Source organism: Streptococcus mitis (assembly GCF_000960005.1).
Lineage (GTDB): Bacteria > Bacillota > Bacilli > Lactobacillales > Streptococcaceae > Streptococcus > Streptococcus mitis_CK.
On the sequence record NZ_JYGP01000002.1, the window covers coordinates 1,082,885 to 1,101,133 of the forward strand.

An 18,249-nucleotide genomic window follows, 5' to 3' on the forward strand; every position below is an offset into this window, starting at 1 on the left:
TAAAAGCACTACTTTTAGCCGAATCTTTTCCTACCATTATACCATTTTTTTGATGATTTTCAAAATGAAGATTTGTTTTCAAAAAAGAGCTGGTTTCCCAACTCTTTCCTATGATCTACTCTTTTTCCATTAAAAAGTCATAAATTTCTTGCACAGTTCCTAGTGCCATCATTTCTTGGTCTTTGACGGTTTGTTTGAGATTTTGGTAAATTTGACTTTCTCCTATCTCTCGCTTTGGTGCCTCTTTATTGACTGTCATGACACCATCTTTGATTGTCACAAAGCCTAGCTCTTCAAATACTTGAATCATCTTGACCAGCAAGATTTGTTGGATATTGAGATAAGTAGCCAAATCCTTCAGCTTGTAGCGAATATCAAACTCTGGGAACTGGTAGATAGTCTTGTACAATTTGGCAAACTGTTCTCTAGTCCCATACCCTGTCAGATAGTAGGCCTTATCAATATCATTCTTGAAATAGACAGCAGAGAAATTTTGTTCCTGAAAAATGGTCTTCAGCTGAGTAATATCCTCAGGAACGGTTTTTACGATAACAGCTTCACTATCCGCCAGATTTGGCAGTTCTCCAGCAAAATCCAAGACTGGAACTCCTTCTGGCAAGACTGCATTCTTCCCACGGATGTTAAAAAGTTGAACACCCTCCACACGCGCATCCACCATCATCAACTGGAGGGCAGTTTGGCCATTCCATTGGTTGACAGACAATTTGACTGCCAGCTCTAGATTCTTGGTTTGAGAAAACTCTGTCGCCCATCTGCCTTGGCCAAAGGCTACCACTTCAAAACTCGCCTCACCTTTGGAAATTTTCAGCTTGAGATGGGCATTACCTGCCCCCATAGTACGGGCACTTTCGACCTGAAAATCCTTGATATAAAAGATAGGTTTCTGATTGTCCATGCCAAAAGGTGCCAAACGTTCAAAACTTTTGACCGTTTCCAAGCTAAGTGTCTCCAAATCCAGTTCTTCATCTAGATTTAACTTGTTCTTGCCACCAGCATCCGCGCCTTTTTCACGGACATAATCTTCCAAAACCTGAGATAAATCTGAGAGTTTCTCCACTTCCAGCGTCATTCCAGCCGCACCAGCATGGCCGCCAAATGCGATGAAGAGGTCTCGATGAGGATCCAGAGCCTCAAAAATATCGACCGCTTCCACACTACGAGCACTGCCCTTAGCACGACCGTCTTCTATATTGAGAACAATGACTGTCTGTCCCAATTCTTCCAACAAACGACCAGCTACGATTCCTAAAACCCCAGGATTCCAGCCTTCCTTAGCCAAGACTTGGACCTTCTTCTCAGGGTCCACCATGGTCTTAGCTTCTTCATAGATAGACTGGACGATTTCCTTGCGCTCTTCGTTTTTCTGGTGAATCATAAGGGAAATCTCGTGAGCTTCCTCGTCGTCAAACCCAGTCAGCAAATCAATGGCAGGATTAGGATCGTCCAAGCGACCCAAGGCATTCAAACGAGGGGCAATCTGGAAACCAATCGTTTCTTCTGTCACTTCATTGGCAGCAATCCCAGCCATGTCTAGCATTTCTTGTAGACCAATACGCTGAGTGTGTCCCGACATTTCCAAACCATATTGCACCAAGATACGGTTTTCATCCGTCAGGCTTACCATATCCGCAATAGTTCCGATAGCAACCAAATCAAGCAATTCCACTTGTACTTCCTCTAAAAGGGCACAAGCCAGCTTAAAAGCTACTCCACAACCAGCCAAATATTTGAAAGGATAGTCCGCATCCGGATGTTCAGGATGGACAATAGCATAGGCATCTGGTAAGGTTTCAGGCATAGAATGATGGTCGGTCACAATGACATCTACTCCCATAGACTGGGCCAATTCAATAGCCTCGTGACCCGCAACTCCATTGTCCACCGTCACAATCAAGGAAATCCCTTCTTGCTCGATAAAGTATTTATAAACACTAGCATTTGGACCATAGCCATCAGTAAAACGATTGGGCAGATAAACCCGGCACTCAGCGCCAAGCTGTTCCAAACTTTCCTTCACAATCGAAGCTGAAGTCATGCCATCCGCATCGTAATCTCCATAAATGAGGATATTTTCCCCTTCTTCAATAGCCTGACGAATCCGTCCCACTGCCTTATCCATATCATGGAGTAGATAAGGGTCATGCAAGTCCTCCAAGGAAGGTTCTAAAAACTTCTTCAGACTCTCTTGGTCCTGAATCCCTCTCTCAAATAGTAACCGAGCCACCTCAGGACCCAATCCAGCCTTCTTGGCTATCTTTGTAAAATCCGCATCTTCTACTTGCGGGGCAAACTGCCATTCATAAGTAGGTGTTATCAAAAAGACATCCACTCTTTCTAAGAATTCTATCGTTTCATTATAACATGATTTAAGCTTTTTCTCTATCCAGATTGCTTTTTTATAAAATTTTAGTGAATTTTTAAGATATGATTTGACAAGACAAATCTTTTGGTGTAGAATCATGTTATAAAATCTAACACAAAGGAGATTCCTTATGGCTTTAGTAGAATTTGAACACGTCGAAAAATATTACGGGGACTACCACGCGCTCCGCGACATCAATCTCCGTTTTGAAAAAGGGCAAGTCGTTGTACTCCTAGGCCCTTCTGGTTCAGGGAAGTCCACTCTAATCCGTACCATCAATGGTTTGGAGGCTGTAGACAAAGGAAGTCTTCTAGTAAATGGTCACCAAATTGCTGGTGCCAGCCAGAAAGATTTAGTACCGCTTCGCAAGGAAGTCGGTATGGTTTTCCAGCATTTCAACCTCTACCCACACAAAACAGTGTTAGAAAACGTAACACTTGCACCCATAAAAGTTCTAGGAATTGATAAAAAAGAAGCTGAAAAGACAGCCCAAAAATATCTGGAATTTGTTAATATGTGGGACAAGAAAGATTCTTATCCAGCCATGCTGTCTGGTGGACAAAAACAACGAATTGCCATCGCACGTGGCCTCGCTATGCATCCAGAACTCCTCCTCTTCGATGAACCAACATCTGCCCTTGACCCTGAAACCATCGGTGATGTTCTGGCAGTTATGCAAAAATTGGCCCACGATGGTATGAATATGATTGTCGTGACCCATGAAATGGGCTTCGCCCGTGAAGTTGCTGACCGCATCATCTTTATGGCTGACGGAGAAGTTTTGGTGGATACGACCGATGTCGATGACTTTTTCGACAATCCAAGCGAACCTCGTGCCCAACAATTCCTCAGCAAAATCATCAACCACGAAAGTGACAAAGTCAAATAAGGAGGCGCCTATGAAAAAGAAATTCTTTTTATCCGCATTAGTGATTAGCCTTTTCGGCCTTGCTGCTGCAAAACCAGTTCAGGCTGATACCAGTGTCGCAGACATTCAAAAGAGAGGCGAGCTGGTTGTTGGTGTGAAACAAGACGTTCCCAATTTCGGTTACAAGGATCCCAAGACAGGGACCTATTCTGGTATCGAAACGGACTTGGCCAAGATGGTAGCTGATGAACTCAAGGTCAAGATTCGCTATGTGCCGGTTACAGCACAAACCCGTGGCCCCCTTCTAGATAACGAACAGGTCGATATGGATATCGCGACCTTTACCATCACAGATGAACGCAAAAAACTCTACAACTTCACCAGCCCTTACTACACAGATGCCTCTGGCTTTTTGGTCAATAAATCTGCCAAAATCAAAAGCATCGAGGACCTAAACGGCAAAACCATCGGAGTTGCCCAAGGTTCCATTACTCAACGTCTGATTACCGAACTGGGTAAAAAGAAAGGCTTGACCTTTAAATTCGTCGAACTTGGTTCCTACCCAGAATTGATTACTTCCCTACATGCTCACCGTATTGATGCCTTTTCCGTTGACCGTTCTATCCTATCTGGTTACATCAGTAAACGGACAGAATTGCTTGATGATAGTTTCAAGCCATCTGACTACGGTATCGTTACCAAGAAATCAAATAAAGAGCTCAACGACTATCTCGATAACTTGGTCACCAAATGGAGCAAGGACGGCAGTTTACAAAAACTTTATGACCGTTACAAGCTCAAACCATCTAGCCATTCCGCAGAATAAGGAGGACACCCCATGACAGATTTATCATCTTGGACAGCCTATTTTCAGGATTTTGGACAATTTTTCAATGGTTTCCTCTTCACCCTTGCCCTAGCAATTGGATCCTTTATCCTCGCCATGGTTTTGGGCATCTTCTTCGGAGCTATGTCAACCAGTAAACGTCCAATTTTGCGCATTTTAGCTCGTATCTTTGTCGAGTTTTACCAAAACACTCCCCTCTTGGTACAGTTTGTTATCGTTTTTTATGGTTTGCCTCTTATTAGTGACCATATCATCATGATTCCGATTTATTGGACGGCTGTACTCTGCGTGGGACTCTATCACGGTGCCTATATCGCTGAGGTAATTCGTTCAGGAATTCAGTCTATTCCTAGCGGTCAGATGGAGGCTGCCTTGTCGCAAGGTTTTACCTATATCAGTGCTATGCGTTTGATTATCTTGCCTCAGGCCTTTCGTATCATTCTCCCTCCTTTGACCAACCAAATTGTTAACCTCATCAAAAACACTTCTACAGTCGCTATTATCTCTGGAGTGGACTTGATGTTTGTGACCAAGTCTTGGTCGGCACTTAACGGAAACTACATTCCAGCATTTTTAGGTGCTGCCCTTCTCTACTTTTCTCTTTGCTTTCCTGTTGCCCAGTTTGGTCGCAAGATGGAGCAAGCCAACAAAAAAGCCTATTCACTTTAGGAGGTTACTATGGAATCCATTTTAGAAGTTTTGACCCCAGATAACCTAGTATTTATCTTTAAAGGATTTGGCTTGACCCTCTACATTTCTCTGATTGCCATCGTCCTCGCTACACTTATCGGTACAGTTCTAGCAGTCATGAGAAATGGGAAAAATCCTATCTTGCGCATCATTTCCAGCATTTACATCGAGTTTGTGCGTAACGTTCCCAACCTCCTCTGGATTTTCACCATCTTTTTGGTTTTCAAGATGAAATCCACACCAGCAGGAATCACTGCATTTACCCTCTTTACCTCAGCAGCCTTGGCTGAGATTATCCGAGGCGGTCTCAATGCCGTGGACAAGGGACAGTACGAAGCAGGAATGTCGCAAGGATTTACCTCAGCCCAAATCCTCTACCACATCATTCTCCCGCAAGCCATTCGCAAAATGTTGCCAGCCATCATTTCTCAGTTTGTAACCGTAATTAAGGATACCAGTCTTCTCTACTCTGTTATCGCCCTACAAGAACTCTTTGGAGCAAGCCAAATTCTCATGGGCCGTTATTTCGAACCAGAGCAGGTCTTCAGTCTTTACATCCTGATTGCCCTCATCTACTTCAGCTTTAACCTAGCCATTTCTAGCCTGTCTCATATGCTAGCAAAACGCTGGCAACAAGCTGCAGAATAATAAATTAGCTCTCCAGTTCAATTGGAGAGTTTTTTGATGAGAGTAGATATTTATAGAACTCAATTTGACACCATACTTTTTCTATGATAAAATGTAACAATTTTGTTTACAACAAATCAAAATCTAAATGAAATGGAATTTTCTATGAAATCAATCAAAGGAATACTCTTTATCATAGCTAGTTTTATCTTGACTCTTTTTGCTTGGATGAACACTTCTCCCCAATTCACTATTCCAGGACTAGCTTTAACAAGCCTATCTCTGACTTTTATCCTAGCCACTCGTCTCCCCCCTACTAGAAAGCTGGTTTCACGGTTTGGAGAAGGTCTACACTGTCCACAAATTCACAGCCTTTCTCTCCATCATCCTACTAATCTTTCATAACTTTAGTATGGGCGGTTTGTGGGGCTCTCGTTTAGCTGCTCAGTTTGGCAACCTTGCCATCTATATTTTGTCAGTATCATCCTTGTCGCCTATTTAGGCAAATACATCCAATACGAAGCTTGGAGATGGATTCACCGTCTGGTTTATCTAGCCTACATTTTCGGACTCTTTCACGTCTACATGATGATGGGCAATCGTCTCCTTACATTTAATCTTCTAAGTTTTCTTGTTGGTAACTATGCCATTTTAGGCTTACTAGCTGGTTTTTACATCATCTTCCTTTATCAAAAGATTTCCTTCCCCTATCTAGGGAAAATTACCAATCTCAAACGCTTAAATCACGATACTAGAGAAATTCAAATCCATCTTAGCAGACCTTTCAACTATCAATCAGGACAATTTGCCTTCCTAAAGATTTTTCAAGAAGGTTTTGAAAGTGCTCCGCATCCCTTTTCTATCTCAGGAGGTCATGGTCAAACGCTTTACTTTACTGTCAAAAATTCAGGTGACCCTACCAAGAATATCTATGACAATCTTCAAGTCGGTAGCAAAGTAACCGTTGACAGAGCTTACGGACACATGATTATAGAAGAAGGACGAGAAAATCAGGTTTGGATTGCTGGAGGTATTGGGATCACCCCCTTCATCTCTTACATCCGTGAACATCCTATTTTAGATAAACAGGTTCACTTCTACTATAGCTTCCGTGAAGATGAAAATGCAGTCTATCTAGATTTGCTCCGTGACTATGCTCAGAAAAATCCTAATTTTGAACTCCATCTAGTAGACAGTAGGAAAGACGGCTATCTTAATTTTGAGCAAGAAGAAGTGCCCGAACATGCAAGCGTCTATATGTGTGGTCCTCTTTCTATGATGAAGTCACTTGCCAAACAGATTAAGAAACAAAATCCAAAAACAGAGCTTATTTACGAAGGATTCAAGTTTAAATAACCACTCATACTCTCCTGGAATTTCCCAGGAGTTTTTTCTACGCAATCTCAAAAAACACTGCCAGATTTCTAGCAGTGTTTTGAGTTTTATTTATCTTAGTAAACTGTTTTTTCAGTTTCTACATCGAAGAAGTGTGCTTTGTTCAAGTCAAATCCAAGTTCAACTGTTGCACCTGTTTGCAAATAGTCACGAGCATCAACTTTGGCAACAAATTCATCTTTACCAACTTGGCAGTAAAGGTGAGATTCTGAACCAAGCAACTCTGATACAGAGATAGTAGCTTTCACAACTGATTCTGGGAATGTTTCAAGGAAAGCAGGTTCTGCATTCACATCTTCTGGACGGATACCGAAGATCAATTCTTTACCTTCGTAGCCTTTTTCACGGAGAACTTTCAAAGCGCCTTCTGGCACTTTCAAACGGAAACCGTCTGAAACAATTTCGCTACCAACTAATTTCACATTAATAAAGTTCATAGCTGGGCTTCCAATGAATCCTGCAACGAATTTGTTAACTGGGTTTTTGTAAACTTCTTGAGGAGAACCGATTTGTTCTACACGTCCGATAGTACCTGTACCAGCAGGGTTCTTAGTTGCTGACATGATAACGATACGGTCTGCAAGTGTCATCGCTTCTGTTTGGTCGTGAGTTACGTAGATAGTTGTAGCTCCGATACGACGGTGGATTTTCGCAATTTCAGCACGCATAGATACACGAAGTTTTGCATCCAAGTTTGACAAAGGTTCGTCCATCAAGAACACTTTTGCATCACGTACGATGGCACGACCCATGGCAACACGTTGACGTTGACCACCTGAAAGGTCAGCAGGTTTACGTTCCAAGAATTCTTTCAATCCAAGGATTTCAGCTGCTTCTTGCACACGTTTGTCGATGTCTTCCTTGCTATATTTACGCAATTTCAAACCGAAAGCCATGTTATCGTATACAGTCATGTGTGGGTAAAGAGCGTAGTTTTGGAATACCATGGCAATGTCACGGTCTTTTGGAGCTACGTCGTTAACAACCACGCCATCGATAGATGCAGTACCTTCTGTGATATCTTCAAGACCAGCAATCATACGAAGAGTTGTTGATTTACCACATCCTGAAGGACCTACGAAAACGATAAATTCTTTGTCTTTAATGTCCAAGTTGAAGTCTTCAACTGAATAGTGTTCGCTGTTTGGATATTTTTTGTAAATATTTTTAAGATTCAATTCTACCATGAGGTGAACTCCTTTTGTCTTTTGATAGTTTTATTATAGATGAAAACGCTTTACTTTTCTATGGCAAGGTGACCAAAAAAATAAAAAAGTTCTGTGCAACTTGCACAAAACTTTAGAGAATATCTGGTAAAATCAATTGATAACACAGGGTTAGGTCGGTCAATTCCTTCAACTGAAGGCCTGTCAATTCTTCCCATTTATCAATCTTGTATTGGAGAGAATTGCGGTGCAGATAGAGCTGCTGGGCTGTTTTAGTGAGAACGGCACTATTTTCCCAAAGGGAGAGAATGATTTCCTGAATCTGATCCTGATCCAAAATCATCTGGTGTAGACATTCCTTGATTGCCTTCAAGTCCACGAGTCTTTCTCCCATACTCCAAAGATAGAGCTGAGAAAAAGTATAAACACCTTGGTGACCCTGACGCCACCAAGTCTTGAACAAATCCCGCTCCGCTTTGATTAAGTCTGATAGGGCTTGATTTCCTGTCTGAGACCAAACCTGTCCTAACATGATAGAGAGACGCAGTCCAAAGTCATACTCAACCGCTTCAATCGTATCACTTAAAATAGCTCGTACAGAAGTGTATTTATCTTGTTGAAGTACGAAAACATAATCCTGAGCTCCGACCTGAATCACCGTCTGACAGTTGGGAAAAAGAGTCCGCATCATATCTAGCCAAGAAGCTAGATTTTCCTGCTGAAAATAGGAAAGATGACAATAAACCAACTGAATCTTTTTAAAAGTTTTCGGCGCCTGTCCCTTCCCCTCAATCAGATAGGGATACCAAGGATTGAGCGAAATAGTTTGCTCCTGTTTGGTTAAGAGAGCCACCAGTTGTTTTTCACGTTCGCTAAGACTAGCTTCCTCCAGCAAAATCCACTGGTGAGAAGCTAAAGGGAGAGTGAGAAAGCCCTCTTTCTCTACTGGTTGGTCTGAAATCTGAGCTTCAGGAAACCAGTCTTGTAGTTCTTTTGCCATCATGCCCTAGCCCTCCACTTTTTGGATACACCAGGAAATCAAGCTCTCAAGACGTTCCAGATTTTCAGTCATATGGAGATAGCCCATCACTGCTTCAAAACCTGTGGACATACGGTAAGTTACCACATCAGCATTTTTGGCCTTGGTGTGGCTATTGGTATTGCGACCACGTTTGTAGATTTCTTCTTCTTTTTCCGTCAGGACATGCTCCTCCAACATAAGAGAAATCAGGCGAGCCTGAGCTTTAGCCGACACATACTTGGTCGCTTCTTGGTGGAGTTTATTGGGTTTGGTCATGCCTTTGAGGATGAGGTGACGACGAATATACATAGAATACACCGCATCTCCTTCAAAGGCTAGCGCAATCCCGTTAATGAGATTGACATCAATCACGTGTCCACCTCACTCCATCTTTGGTGTCAAGGAGCTTAATTCCTTGAGTAGCCAATTGGTCACGGATCTGGTCCGCTGTCGCAAAGTCACGATTGGCACGCGCTTCTTGGCGTTTTTGGATCAAGTCTTCAATATCTGCATCCAAAACTTCCTCAATAAAGACAATTCCAAAGACTTCTAACATATCCGCAAGAGCTTCCTTAACACTTGCATCATAATTGCCAGAGTTAATCCACTTGGCCATTTCAAAGACAACTGTGATACCATTAGCAGCGTTGAAATCCTCATCCATAGCTGCTACAAACTTATCTTTAAAGGCTTGTAACTCTTGAGCATCTACAGTTCCAGTAAATGGTTGCTCATAGGTGTTTTTCAGATACTTGAGATTAGTCTCTGCATCCCGCACTGCCTTTTCCGTAAAATTGATAGGCTTGCGGTAATGCTGAGTCGCAAAGAAGAAACGAAGCACTTGACCATCAAGAGTTTTGAGGGCATCATGAACAGTGATAAAGTTCCCCAAAGACTTAGACATCTTGACATTATCGATATTGACAAAGCCATTATGCATCCAGTAGTTAGCAAAGGTCTTACCTGTTTTGGCTTCTGACTGGGCAATTTCATTGGTATGATGAGGAAACTCGAGGTCGGCTCCGCCACCGTGGATATCGATGGTATCGCCCAAAATCTCTGTTGACATGACCGAACACTCAATATGCCAGCCCGGACGACCAGGTCCCCAAGGACTGTCCCAAGAAATCTCGCCTGATTTGGCAGCTTTCCATAGAGCAAAGTCTACAGGATTTTCCTTACGAGCCGTTTCTTCATCGGTTCGACCTGAAGCACCTAGCTCCAAATCTTCCAAGGTTTTATTGGCCAACTTGGCATAGTTATGAGATTTTTCCACACGGAAATAGACATCTCCTTGACTCTCATAGGCAAAGCCTTTTCCAATCAAGTCTTCCACAAAGCGAATAATGTCAGCCATAAACTCCACCACACGCGGATGGCGAGTCGCAGGTTTGACGCCCAAGGCCGTCACATCCTCACGAAAGGCAGCGATGTACTTGTCCGCAACCTCCTGAGGCGTGATCCCTTCTTCCTTGGCACGGTTGATAATCTTATCATCCACATCTGTAAAATTGGAAATATAGGCAACATCATAACCACGGTATTCGAAATATCGACGAATGGTATCAAAAGCCACCGTTGAACGGGCATTCCCCACATGGATATAGTTGTACACGGTTGGCCCACAAACATACATCTTGACTTTGCCGTCCTCGATAGGGACAAATTCTCGCAAATCACGAGACATGGTGTCATAGATTTTAATCATAAAATAATAGTCAGGAAAACCAAAATCCAAGAACAATTAGTTTCATCACTAAGAGTTCAATTCAATTTCAGTCCGAATCTCTCTACACTTCGGAATCCCTTTCTCCTTTCTCATTCAGATAAACCACCTGGGTCTGTTTGACAAATCCGATTTTTTCATACAAATGTTTGGCACCTACGTTGCTATCCTCTACTGCAATCTGAAATTCCTTATCATTTTGCTCAATCAGTTGGTTGACTAGATATTTTGCTAAGTAGCTTCCATAGCCTTTACCACGTTCAAGTTCTGATATCGCCAAACCGTAGAAGTAATTCGTATTAGTCGATAAATCTACCGTGCAAGTTCCAACAACCTGACCGTCTTTTAATAAAATATATAGGCGACTTTCTGGATCCTTCAGAGCTTCGGCGACATATCTATCCACAACTTCTCTCGATTCATGTTCCTCTGAAAATGCCTGAAATTTTAATTGACTAATTTGCTCCTGATACGAACTATCTGCTAACAAAACTTCAAGATTAGAAACATTTGCTAACGGATAAGGTTTTCTATCCTTACCTAACCAGGTTTCTGTCTCTTCATCCTCGACCAATCCCCAGTTGCTAACAAAATCAGGATGGCGGTCTAGAAAAACACGCTCTGTCTGAAAAGTGATTGAACAAATAGAGAAAGAAGCTGTTTCTCTCTCAAAACTAGTAAACAATGCACGCGCAATTCCCTGACGGCGATAATCTGGATGAACCAGTATCGTCACTTCCACATCTTGATCATCTGCATAGACAGTTAATAAACCAACAAGTTCGCCTTTTTCATAATAAAGGAAAAAGGCGGGCATGTTTGGGTCAAAATTAAGCATGTTAGAAAGATAGGGATCACGATAAGTTCCATCATAGGCTTGGCAACAGTCAATTAGTTTTTTCGCCTCAAATAACTCTTCTTGGCTCAACTTATTTCTTGCTTGAATCATATAAGTATCCTCTACAACCCAGACGATCTGTGACTGGCTTCTTTAGCCTGCTCTAGTTTATTGACATAATACTCTCGTTTTTCTTCGACTTCGTGAATGACTGGCTCATCTTTTTTACCATGAAGGCGGACAATTTTGGCCGGAATACCAACAACCGTCACATCACTAGGTACGTCTGCCACGACAACTGCTGCTGCACCGACCTTGGCATTTTCACCGATTTCCACAGGCCCGATAACTTGGGCATGGGCTGATATGAGAGCTCCTTTTCGCACGGTCGGATGGCGTTTACCTACATCCTTCCCAGTCCCACCGAGAGTCACTCCGTGATAGAGAAGAACGCCTTTTTCAACAATCGCCGTCTCACCAATCACTAAGCCAGAACCGTGGTCGATAAAGACTCCTGAATCAATCTGAGCACCTGGATGAATCTCAATCTGAGTCCAAAAGCGCCAAAACTGACTGTGCATACGAGCCAGGAGTTTGAAGCCATGCTTCCAGAGAAAATGCGAGAGACGGTGGGCCGCCAATGCCTTGACACCTGGATAAGTCAGCAAAACCTCCAAAGTGGTGCGGGCCGCTGGATCATTTTCTTTTACGATATCAATGGTTTCGCGCCACCATCCCATACATTTCTCCTTTTCTTATTCTTAATCTTTTGGCGTTTCTGTAAATTCTTTCTTAGGTTTGTGGTCCTTGTGATGACGTGGGCGGTGAGGACGCTCTGATTTTTCACCTTTTTCATCACGTTCAGGTTTTGGAGGACGAGGAAGAAGGGCTTTCATAGAAGCATCCACACGTCCTTTTTCATCAATCTTGATAACCTTAACATCAACTTCATCCCCGATTGCTACCAAGTCTTCGACATTATTCGTACGAGTCCAAGCCATCTCAGAGATATGAACAAGGGCATCTGTCTTATCAAAGAGGTTGACAAAGGCACCAAATTTCTCGATACGAACGACTTTAGCATGGTAAACTTCATCCACCTTAGCTTCACGAACCAAACCAGCAATGATTTCTTTGGCACGGTTAATAGCATCTTGGTCGCTAGAGTAGATAGACACATTTCCTTCTTCATCGATATCAATCTTAACGCCTGTTTCAGCGATAATCTTGTCGATAGTTTCTCCACCTTTACCGATAACAATCTTGATCTTGTCCACATCAATCTTGATGGTATCAATTTTCGGAGCAGTTGGAGCCAATTCTGGACGAACTTCTGGAATCGTTGCTTCAATCACATCAAGGATTTCAAAACGCGCTTTCTTGGCTTGAGCAAGGGCTTCTGTCAAGATTTCTGCAGTAATCCCTTGAATTTTGATATCCATTTGAAGGGCTGTAATCCCGTCACGAGTACCCGCAACCTTAAAGTCCATATCTCCAAAGTGGTCTTCCAAACCTTGGATATCTGTCAAGACTGTATAGTTGTTTCCATCTGAGATGAGACCCATGGCAATCCCTGCTACCGGCGCCTTGATTGGCACACCACCAGCCATAAGGGCAAGAGTTCCAGCACAGATAGAAGCCTGAGATGAAGAACCATTTGATTCCAAGACCTCAGCTACCAGGCGGATAGCATATGGGAATTCTTCCAAACTTGGCAAGACTTGAGCAAGAGCACGCTCACCCAGAGCACCGTGACCGATTTCACGACGACCTGGCGCACCGTAACGACCAGTTTCCCCTACAGAATATTGAGGGAAGTTATAGTGGTGCATAAAGCGTTTCTTGTACTCTGGATCCAAACCATCAATGATTTGAGTTTCTCCCATCGGAGCCAAGGTCAAGACTGAAAGAGCCTGAGTTTGGCCACGAGTAAAGAGACCAGAGCCGTGCACACGAGGAAGGAAGTCAACAACCGCATCCAAAGGACGAATTTCATCGACTTTACGACCATCAGGACGTACCTTGTCTTCTGTAATCAAACGGCGTACTTCAGCGTGTTCCATCTGTTCCAAGATTTCAGCCACATCACGCATGATACGGTCAAATTCTTCATGGTCCGCATATTTTTCTTCGTAAACGGCAGTCACTTGATCTTTCACTGCTTGAGTTGCAGCTTCACGAGCCAATTTTTCTTCTACTTGAACCGCTTTTTGGAGGTCGCTGTTGTAGGCTGAGATGATTTCTGCCTGCAATTCAGCATCCACATGAAGCAATTCCACTTCTGCTTTTTCCTTACCGACAGCAGCAACGATTTCTTCTTGGAAGGCAATCAATTCTTTGACCGCTTCGTGCCCTTTAAGGAGCGCTTCCAACATGATTTCTTCTGACAATTCTTTGGCACCAGACTCTACCATGTTGATGGCGTGTTTGGTACCAGCTACTGTCAATTCAAGGAGAGATTGCTCTGCTTGTTCTTGCGTAGGGTTGATAATGATTTGACCATCTACATAGCCAACCTGTACCCCAGCGATTGGTCCGTCAAATGGAATATCTGAGATAGACAATGCCAAGGATGAACCAAACATAGCTGCCATTGGTGCAGATGCATTTTCATCATAAGAAAGCACGGTGTTGATGACTTGTACTTCATTACGGAAACCTTCCGCAAACATTGGTCGGATTGGACGGTCAATCAAACGCGCTGTCAATGTCGCATCTGTTGAAGGACGTCCTTCACGTTTCATAAAGCCACCAGGAAACTTCCCAGCCGCATACATTTTTTCTTCATAGTTGACTTGAAGGGGGAAGAAATCCCCAGTTGCCATTTTCTTAGACATAACGGCAGCAGTCAAGACAGTTGACTCACCGTAACGCACGACAACAGAGCCATTTGCTTGCTTAGCAACCTGACCAGTCTCTACAATTAACTCACGACCCGCAAAAGTCGTTTGAAACACTTGTTTTGTCATTTTAATCCCCTTTGGATTGATGAAATTATACGCCTTGCCTACAAAAATCAAGATACTAAGCCGTCAAGCAACTCAAAGGAAAATAGGAAATCGAACGACGGAGCAACTGCTCCTAGGCAGATTTATCTTTTTCCATAGAGTTGTAGGCGTGTTCAATTCTCAAGATACAAATCATTAGAAAGGTTTGATGCTAAAGCATCTAATCCTTTCACGCTAATCGCTATCAGGCGATTAGCTAAATGCTTTACTAACTCTCTCGTCAAATAACATCGATTTGACTCGTTCGTGTCGCTCTTTCCTACCGTTAGTCATCAGAAAGTTTTGATGCTAAAACATCTAAGACTCTCAGTTTAAAAGCATTATTTTTTTAATACCCTCATCTTTGTATCAAGTACGTACAGAGTCTATTTTATCATATTTTTCTTAAAAAGTGCGGCCTTTACCATTAAAAAGGAACCATTCCCCTCAACTGAGAAGAATGGTTTGCTTTTTATTATCCTAGAGACTGGTGATTAAACAAAGCATGAGTTGCTTGGTGGATGTATTTTGCTGTATCCGCATTGTTCATAGTGTAGAGATGCACACCGGCAACATCCTGAGTTACCAAGTCCACGATTTGGTCCACTGCATAGGCAAGTCCTGCTGCTCTGAGCGACTCAGGGTCATGCTCATACTTGTCTAAGATGGCTTTAAATTTGCGTGGAAGATGGATATTCTCACAAGTCTTCAAGAGGCGGAGAGCTTGATTTCGATTTAGAATTGGCATAATCCCTGCATGAATAGGAACATCAATCCCAGCCAAGATGCACTTGTCTTGGAAATCATAGAAGCGCTCATTGTCAAAGAAAAGCTGAGTTACAAGACTCGAACAGCCTGCATCTACTTTCTTCTTGAGATTTTGGATATCTGAAATCTGATTTGGTGAATCTGGATGCCCTTCTGGGTAGCAAGCTCCGACAATATCAAAGTGAGGGGCTTGTTCCTTGATGAACTTGATCAAGTCCGTTGCATATCGGAAATCCTTTTGTGGCTCCACATCTGGAATAATATCCCCACGAAGAGCCAAAATTTTCTGCACCCCAACCTTATCCAAGTCAGCAATGGTTTCAGCCACCTTGTCCTTGGTCAAATAGATGGCTGGCAAGTGAGCAATAGTCGGAATCGCCAAGTCATTTTGGATAAAGTCAGCCAAACGAACAGTTGTTTCCTTGATATTAAATTTATTATTGCTGGCAGTTACACTGATAAAGTGAGGGGCCAACTCCTGCATATTTTGAAGAGCTGCAATAATCTTATCGTTGCCTACTGCTGGGTTTGGAGGAAACACTTCAAATGAGAGTGACGGTGTTTGGCGTGACATAGTCCTTATCCTTTTCTAGTTGATTTTTTTCCTTAGCTGGACTCTTAGAACCCAAGTGAAACAGGCAGATTGCCAAACAGCGCTTCTTGGGAAATCCTATCTTACAATTTCTCACGCGCAGCTTTAGCTGCTTCAACAAGGCGAATCAAGCTTTCTTTTGTTTCTGGAATACCACGTGTTTTCAAACCACAGTCAGGGTTGATCCAAACTTTCTTGCTTGGCACTTTAGCAAGGATGGCTTCGATTGTGTGGTCGATTTCGCCTTCATTTGGCACACGAGGTGAGTGGATATCGTAAACCCCAGGTCCCACTTCTGTTTGGAAGTTTTTCGCTTTGAGTTCGTCCAAGATTTCAAGGTTTGAACGGCTAGCCTCAAATGAGATAACGTCTGCATCCATGTTGTCGATAGCTGGGATGATATCTGTAAATTCTGAGTAACACATGTGAGTGTGGATTTGAGTATCTGGCGCTACTGTTGAGTGTACCAAGCGGAAGGCAGGAATTGCCCAGTCAAGGTAGTCTTCGTACCAGTCGCTACGACGGAGTGGCAATTTTTCACGAAGAGCAGCCTCATCGATTTGGATGATTTTCACACCAGCAGCTTCAAGGTCAAGCACTTCATCCTTGATTGCAAGGGCGATTTGAAGAGTAGAATCCTTGATAGAGATGTCTTCACGTGGGAATGACCAGTTGAGAATAGTTACTGGTCCAGTCAACATCCCTTTAACAGGTTTGTTTGTACGGCTTTGTGCATAGCTAGACCATTTAACAGTGATAGGGTTAAGACGAGTTACATCACCCCAGATGATTGGTGGTTTCACCCCACGCATACCGTATGATTGTACCCAACCATTTTTAGAGAAGAGGTAACCTGACAAGTTTTGACCGAAGTACTCAACCATGTCGTTACGCTCAAATTCACCGTGAACAAGGACATCAAAGTCGATATCTTCTTGCCATTTGATCCATTCGTCGATCGTTTCAGCAAGGAAAGCATCGTACTCTTCTTGAGACAATTCACCTTTACGGTAAGCCAAACGTTTAGAACGAACTTCTTTTGTTTGAGGGAATGAACCGATTGTTGTTGTTGGAAGAGCTGGAAGTTTGAAAGCTTCTTCTTGGATAGCTTCACGTTCTGCAAAGGCTGGCAAACGAGTGTAGTCTGCGTCTGTCAAGCCAGCGATACGCGCACGAAGTTCAGCATTTTCACCCACACGCTCAGTCGCAAAGAGTTCTTTGTTGGCTGCAAGTGCTTCTTCACCTTGACCATTGCGGATAGCATCCAAATCACGAATCTCATCCAATTTTTCAACTGCAAAGGCAAAGTGGTTCAAGATTGCTGGTTCAAATTCTTCATTAGCAGTTGTAAATGGCACATGAAGAAGTGAGCATGAGCTTGTCAAGACAATGTTTTCAGCTGGGATTTGCTCAAGAACAGCCAAGCTCTTTTCGTAGTTGTTGCGCCAGATGTTTTTACCATTGACAATACCTGCATAAAGAGTCTTGTCAGCTGGGAAACCACCTTTAACCAATTCAAGAGTTTTCTTACCTTCAACGAAGTCAAGACCGATAGCATCTACTGGCAAGTTTACAAGGTCAGCGTAGACGTCACGAACATCACCGAAGTAAGTTTGAAGCAAGACTTCAAGACCTTTTTTGTCAGCCAAGAGTTTGTTGTAGAGATTCAAGAAGAGAGCTTTTTCTTCAGCTGTCAAATCTTTGACAAGAGCAGCTTCATCCAATTGGATACGAGTCGCACCAAGTTCTGCCAATTTAGCAAAAACTTCTTGGTAAGCAGCCACTAAGCTGTCTACGAAATCTTCTGCTTTCACGCCTTCTTCAAAATCTGACAATTGAAGGAAAGTGAATGGACCTACAAGAACTGGGCGAGTGTTCAATCCAAGTTCTTTGGCTTCTTGGAACTCATCGAAGATTTTGTGACCAGCCAATTTTACTTGAGTGTCTTTTTCAAATTTAGGAACGATGTAGTGGTAGTTGGTGTTGAACCATTTCTTCATTGGAAGGGCGCGAACATCCCCTTTTTCTCCTTGGTAACCACGACCCAAAGCGAAGTAGCGCTCAAGGCCAGACAAGTCCAAGTTTTGAACTGAAGCAGGTACCACGTTGAAAAGGAAAGCTGCATCTAGGAAGTTGTCATAGTGAGAAAAGTCATTTGATGGGATTTCAGTGATGCCTTTTTCTTTGACGATATTCCAGTGTTTAGCACGCAATTCTTTTGCGGCTGCAAGGAGTTCTTCTTCTGAGATTTCTTTTCTAAAGTATTTTTCAGTTGTAAATTTTAATTCGCGGAACTCGCCCAAACGAGGGAAACCGATGATTGTAGTTGACATGATGTGTC

At 42.8% G+C, this 18,249-nt stretch carries 14 protein-coding genes and 1 pseudogene; 5 read left to right on the top strand and 10 right to left on the bottom strand.

The window, feature by feature from the left end:
* Window positions 1–115: 115 nt before the first annotated feature.
* Complete coding sequence (gene recJ / locus TZ90_RS06585; protein ID WP_045612591.1) at window positions 116–2,338, bottom strand: single-stranded-DNA-specific exonuclease RecJ; 2,223 nt, start codon at window positions 2,336–2,338, stop codon at window positions 116–118.
* 175 nt (window positions 2,339–2,513) lie between these two features.
* Here recJ and TZ90_RS06590 point away from each other — a divergent pair, with 175 nt between their 5' ends.
* The 5 genes and pseudogenes from TZ90_RS06590 (at window position 2,514) to TZ90_RS06610 (ending at window position 6,771) form a co-directional block, all read left to right on the top strand.
* Complete coding sequence (locus tag TZ90_RS06590) at window positions 2,514–3,272, top strand: amino acid ABC transporter ATP-binding protein (RefSeq protein WP_045612140.1); 759 nt, start codon at window positions 2,514–2,516, stop codon at window positions 3,270–3,272.
* 10 nt (window positions 3,273–3,282) lie between these two features.
* A complete protein-coding gene (locus TZ90_RS06595; RefSeq protein ID WP_080890747.1) occupies window positions 3,283–4,077 on the top strand; it encodes a transporter substrate-binding domain-containing protein in 795 nt (264 codons plus the stop codon).
* A gap of 12 nt (window positions 4,078–4,089) precedes the next feature.
* A complete protein-coding gene (locus TZ90_RS06600; RefSeq protein ID WP_000131137.1) occupies window positions 4,090–4,767 on the top strand; it encodes an amino acid ABC transporter permease in 678 nt (225 codons plus the stop codon).
* A gap of 9 nt (window positions 4,768–4,776) precedes the next feature.
* Window positions 4,777–5,436 carry an amino acid ABC transporter permease gene (locus TZ90_RS06605; protein WP_000443882.1) on the top strand — a complete coding sequence of 220 codons (660 nt, stop codon included), beginning with the start codon at window positions 4,777–4,779 and terminating at the stop codon, window positions 5,434–5,436.
* 144 nt (window positions 5,437–5,580) lie between these two features.
* A pseudogene (locus TZ90_RS06610) lies at window positions 5,581–6,771 on the top strand (ferredoxin reductase family protein).
* Between the two features lie 95 nt (window positions 6,772–6,866).
* Here TZ90_RS06610 and TZ90_RS06615 read toward each other — a convergent pair.
* The 9 genes from TZ90_RS06615 to metE form a co-directional block, all read right to left on the bottom strand.
* Window positions 6,867–7,997 (bottom strand): ABC transporter ATP-binding protein, encoded by a 1,131-nt coding sequence (locus TZ90_RS06615; protein ID WP_045612142.1) that lies wholly within the window; start codon window positions 7,995–7,997, stop codon window positions 6,867–6,869.
* Window positions 7,998–8,109: 112 nt separating this feature from the next.
* A complete protein-coding gene (locus tag TZ90_RS06620; RefSeq protein ID WP_045612144.1) occupies window positions 8,110–8,979 on the bottom strand; it encodes a helix-turn-helix domain-containing protein in 870 nt (289 codons plus the stop codon).
* Between the two features lie 3 nt (window positions 8,980–8,982).
* Window positions 8,983–9,369 carry a Mini-ribonuclease 3 gene (locus TZ90_RS06625; RefSeq protein ID WP_045612146.1) on the bottom strand — a complete coding sequence of 129 codons (387 nt, stop codon included), beginning with the start codon at window positions 9,367–9,369 and terminating at the stop codon, window positions 8,983–8,985.
* Window positions 9,362–10,705 carry a cysteine--tRNA ligase gene (gene cysS, locus TZ90_RS06630; RefSeq protein ID WP_045612595.1) on the bottom strand — a complete coding sequence of 448 codons (1,344 nt, stop codon included), beginning with the start codon at window positions 10,703–10,705 and terminating at the stop codon, window positions 9,362–9,364. Before cysS ends, TZ90_RS06625 begins: the two co-directional genes overlap by 8 nt.
* Window positions 10,706–10,787: 82 nt before the next feature.
* Window positions 10,788–11,672, bottom strand: coding sequence for a GNAT family N-acetyltransferase (locus TZ90_RS06635; protein WP_045612148.1), 885 nt, complete (start codon window positions 11,670–11,672; stop codon window positions 10,788–10,790).
* An 11-nt stretch (window positions 11,673–11,683) separates the two neighbouring features.
* Window positions 11,684–12,301: a serine O-acetyltransferase gene (cysE, locus tag TZ90_RS06640; RefSeq protein ID WP_000539976.1), complete on the bottom strand. Its 618-nt coding sequence runs from the start codon at window positions 12,299–12,301 to the stop codon at window positions 11,684–11,686.
* A gap of 21 nt (window positions 12,302–12,322) precedes the next feature.
* Window positions 12,323–14,530 carry a polyribonucleotide nucleotidyltransferase gene (pnp, locus tag TZ90_RS06645; protein WP_045612152.1) on the bottom strand — a complete coding sequence of 736 codons (2,208 nt, stop codon included), beginning with the start codon at window positions 14,528–14,530 and terminating at the stop codon, window positions 12,323–12,325.
* A gap of 493 nt (window positions 14,531–15,023) precedes the next feature.
* Window positions 15,024–15,890, bottom strand: coding sequence for a methylenetetrahydrofolate reductase [NAD(P)H] (gene metF, locus TZ90_RS06650; RefSeq protein ID WP_045612155.1), 867 nt, complete (start codon window positions 15,888–15,890; stop codon window positions 15,024–15,026).
* A gap of 101 nt (window positions 15,891–15,991) precedes the next feature.
* Window positions 15,992–18,241: a 5-methyltetrahydropteroyltriglutamate--homocysteine S-methyltransferase gene (gene metE / locus TZ90_RS06655; protein ID WP_045612157.1), complete on the bottom strand. Its 2,250-nt coding sequence runs from the start codon at window positions 18,239–18,241 to the stop codon at window positions 15,992–15,994.
* Between the last annotated feature and the right edge of the window lie 8 nt (window positions 18,242–18,249).

Bases quoted from the DNA above. Each gene is read 5' to 3' on its own strand.
- TZ90_RS06590 (WP_045612140.1), top strand. From the start codon at position 2,514: ATGGCTTTAGTAGAATTTGAACACGTCGAAAAATATTACGGGGACTAC.
- TZ90_RS06595 (WP_080890747.1), top strand. From the start codon at position 3,283: ATGAAAAAGAAATTCTTTTTATCCGCATTAGTGATTAGCCTTTTCGGC.
- TZ90_RS06600 (WP_000131137.1), top strand. From the start codon at position 4,090: ATGACAGATTTATCATCTTGGACAGCCTATTTTCAGGATTTTGGACAA.
- TZ90_RS06605 (WP_000443882.1), top strand. From the start codon at position 4,777: ATGGAATCCATTTTAGAAGTTTTGACCCCAGATAACCTAGTATTTATC.
- TZ90_RS06615 (WP_045612142.1), bottom strand. From the start codon at position 7,997: ATGGTAGAATTGAATCTTAAAAATATTTACAAAAAATATCCAAACAGC.
- TZ90_RS06620 (WP_045612144.1), bottom strand. From the start codon at position 8,979: ATGATGGCAAAAGAACTACAAGACTGGTTTCCTGAAGCTCAGATTTCA.
- cysS (WP_045612595.1), bottom strand. From the start codon at position 10,705: ATGATTAAAATCTATGACACCATGTCTCGTGATTTGCGAGAATTTGTC.
- TZ90_RS06635 (WP_045612148.1), bottom strand. From the start codon at position 11,672: ATGATTCAAGCAAGAAATAAGTTGAGCCAAGAAGAGTTATTTGAGGCG.
- cysE (WP_000539976.1), bottom strand. From the start codon at position 12,301: ATGGGATGGTGGCGCGAAACCATTGATATCGTAAAAGAAAATGATCCA.
- pnp (WP_045612152.1), bottom strand. From the start codon at position 14,530: ATGACAAAACAAGTGTTTCAAACGACTTTTGCGGGTCGTGAGTTAATT.
- metF (WP_045612155.1), bottom strand. From the start codon at position 15,890: ATGTCACGCCAAACACCGTCACTCTCATTTGAAGTGTTTCCTCCAAAC.
- metE (WP_045612157.1), bottom strand. From the start codon at position 18,241: ATGTCAACTACAATCATCGGTTTCCCTCGTTTGGGCGAGTTCCGCGAA.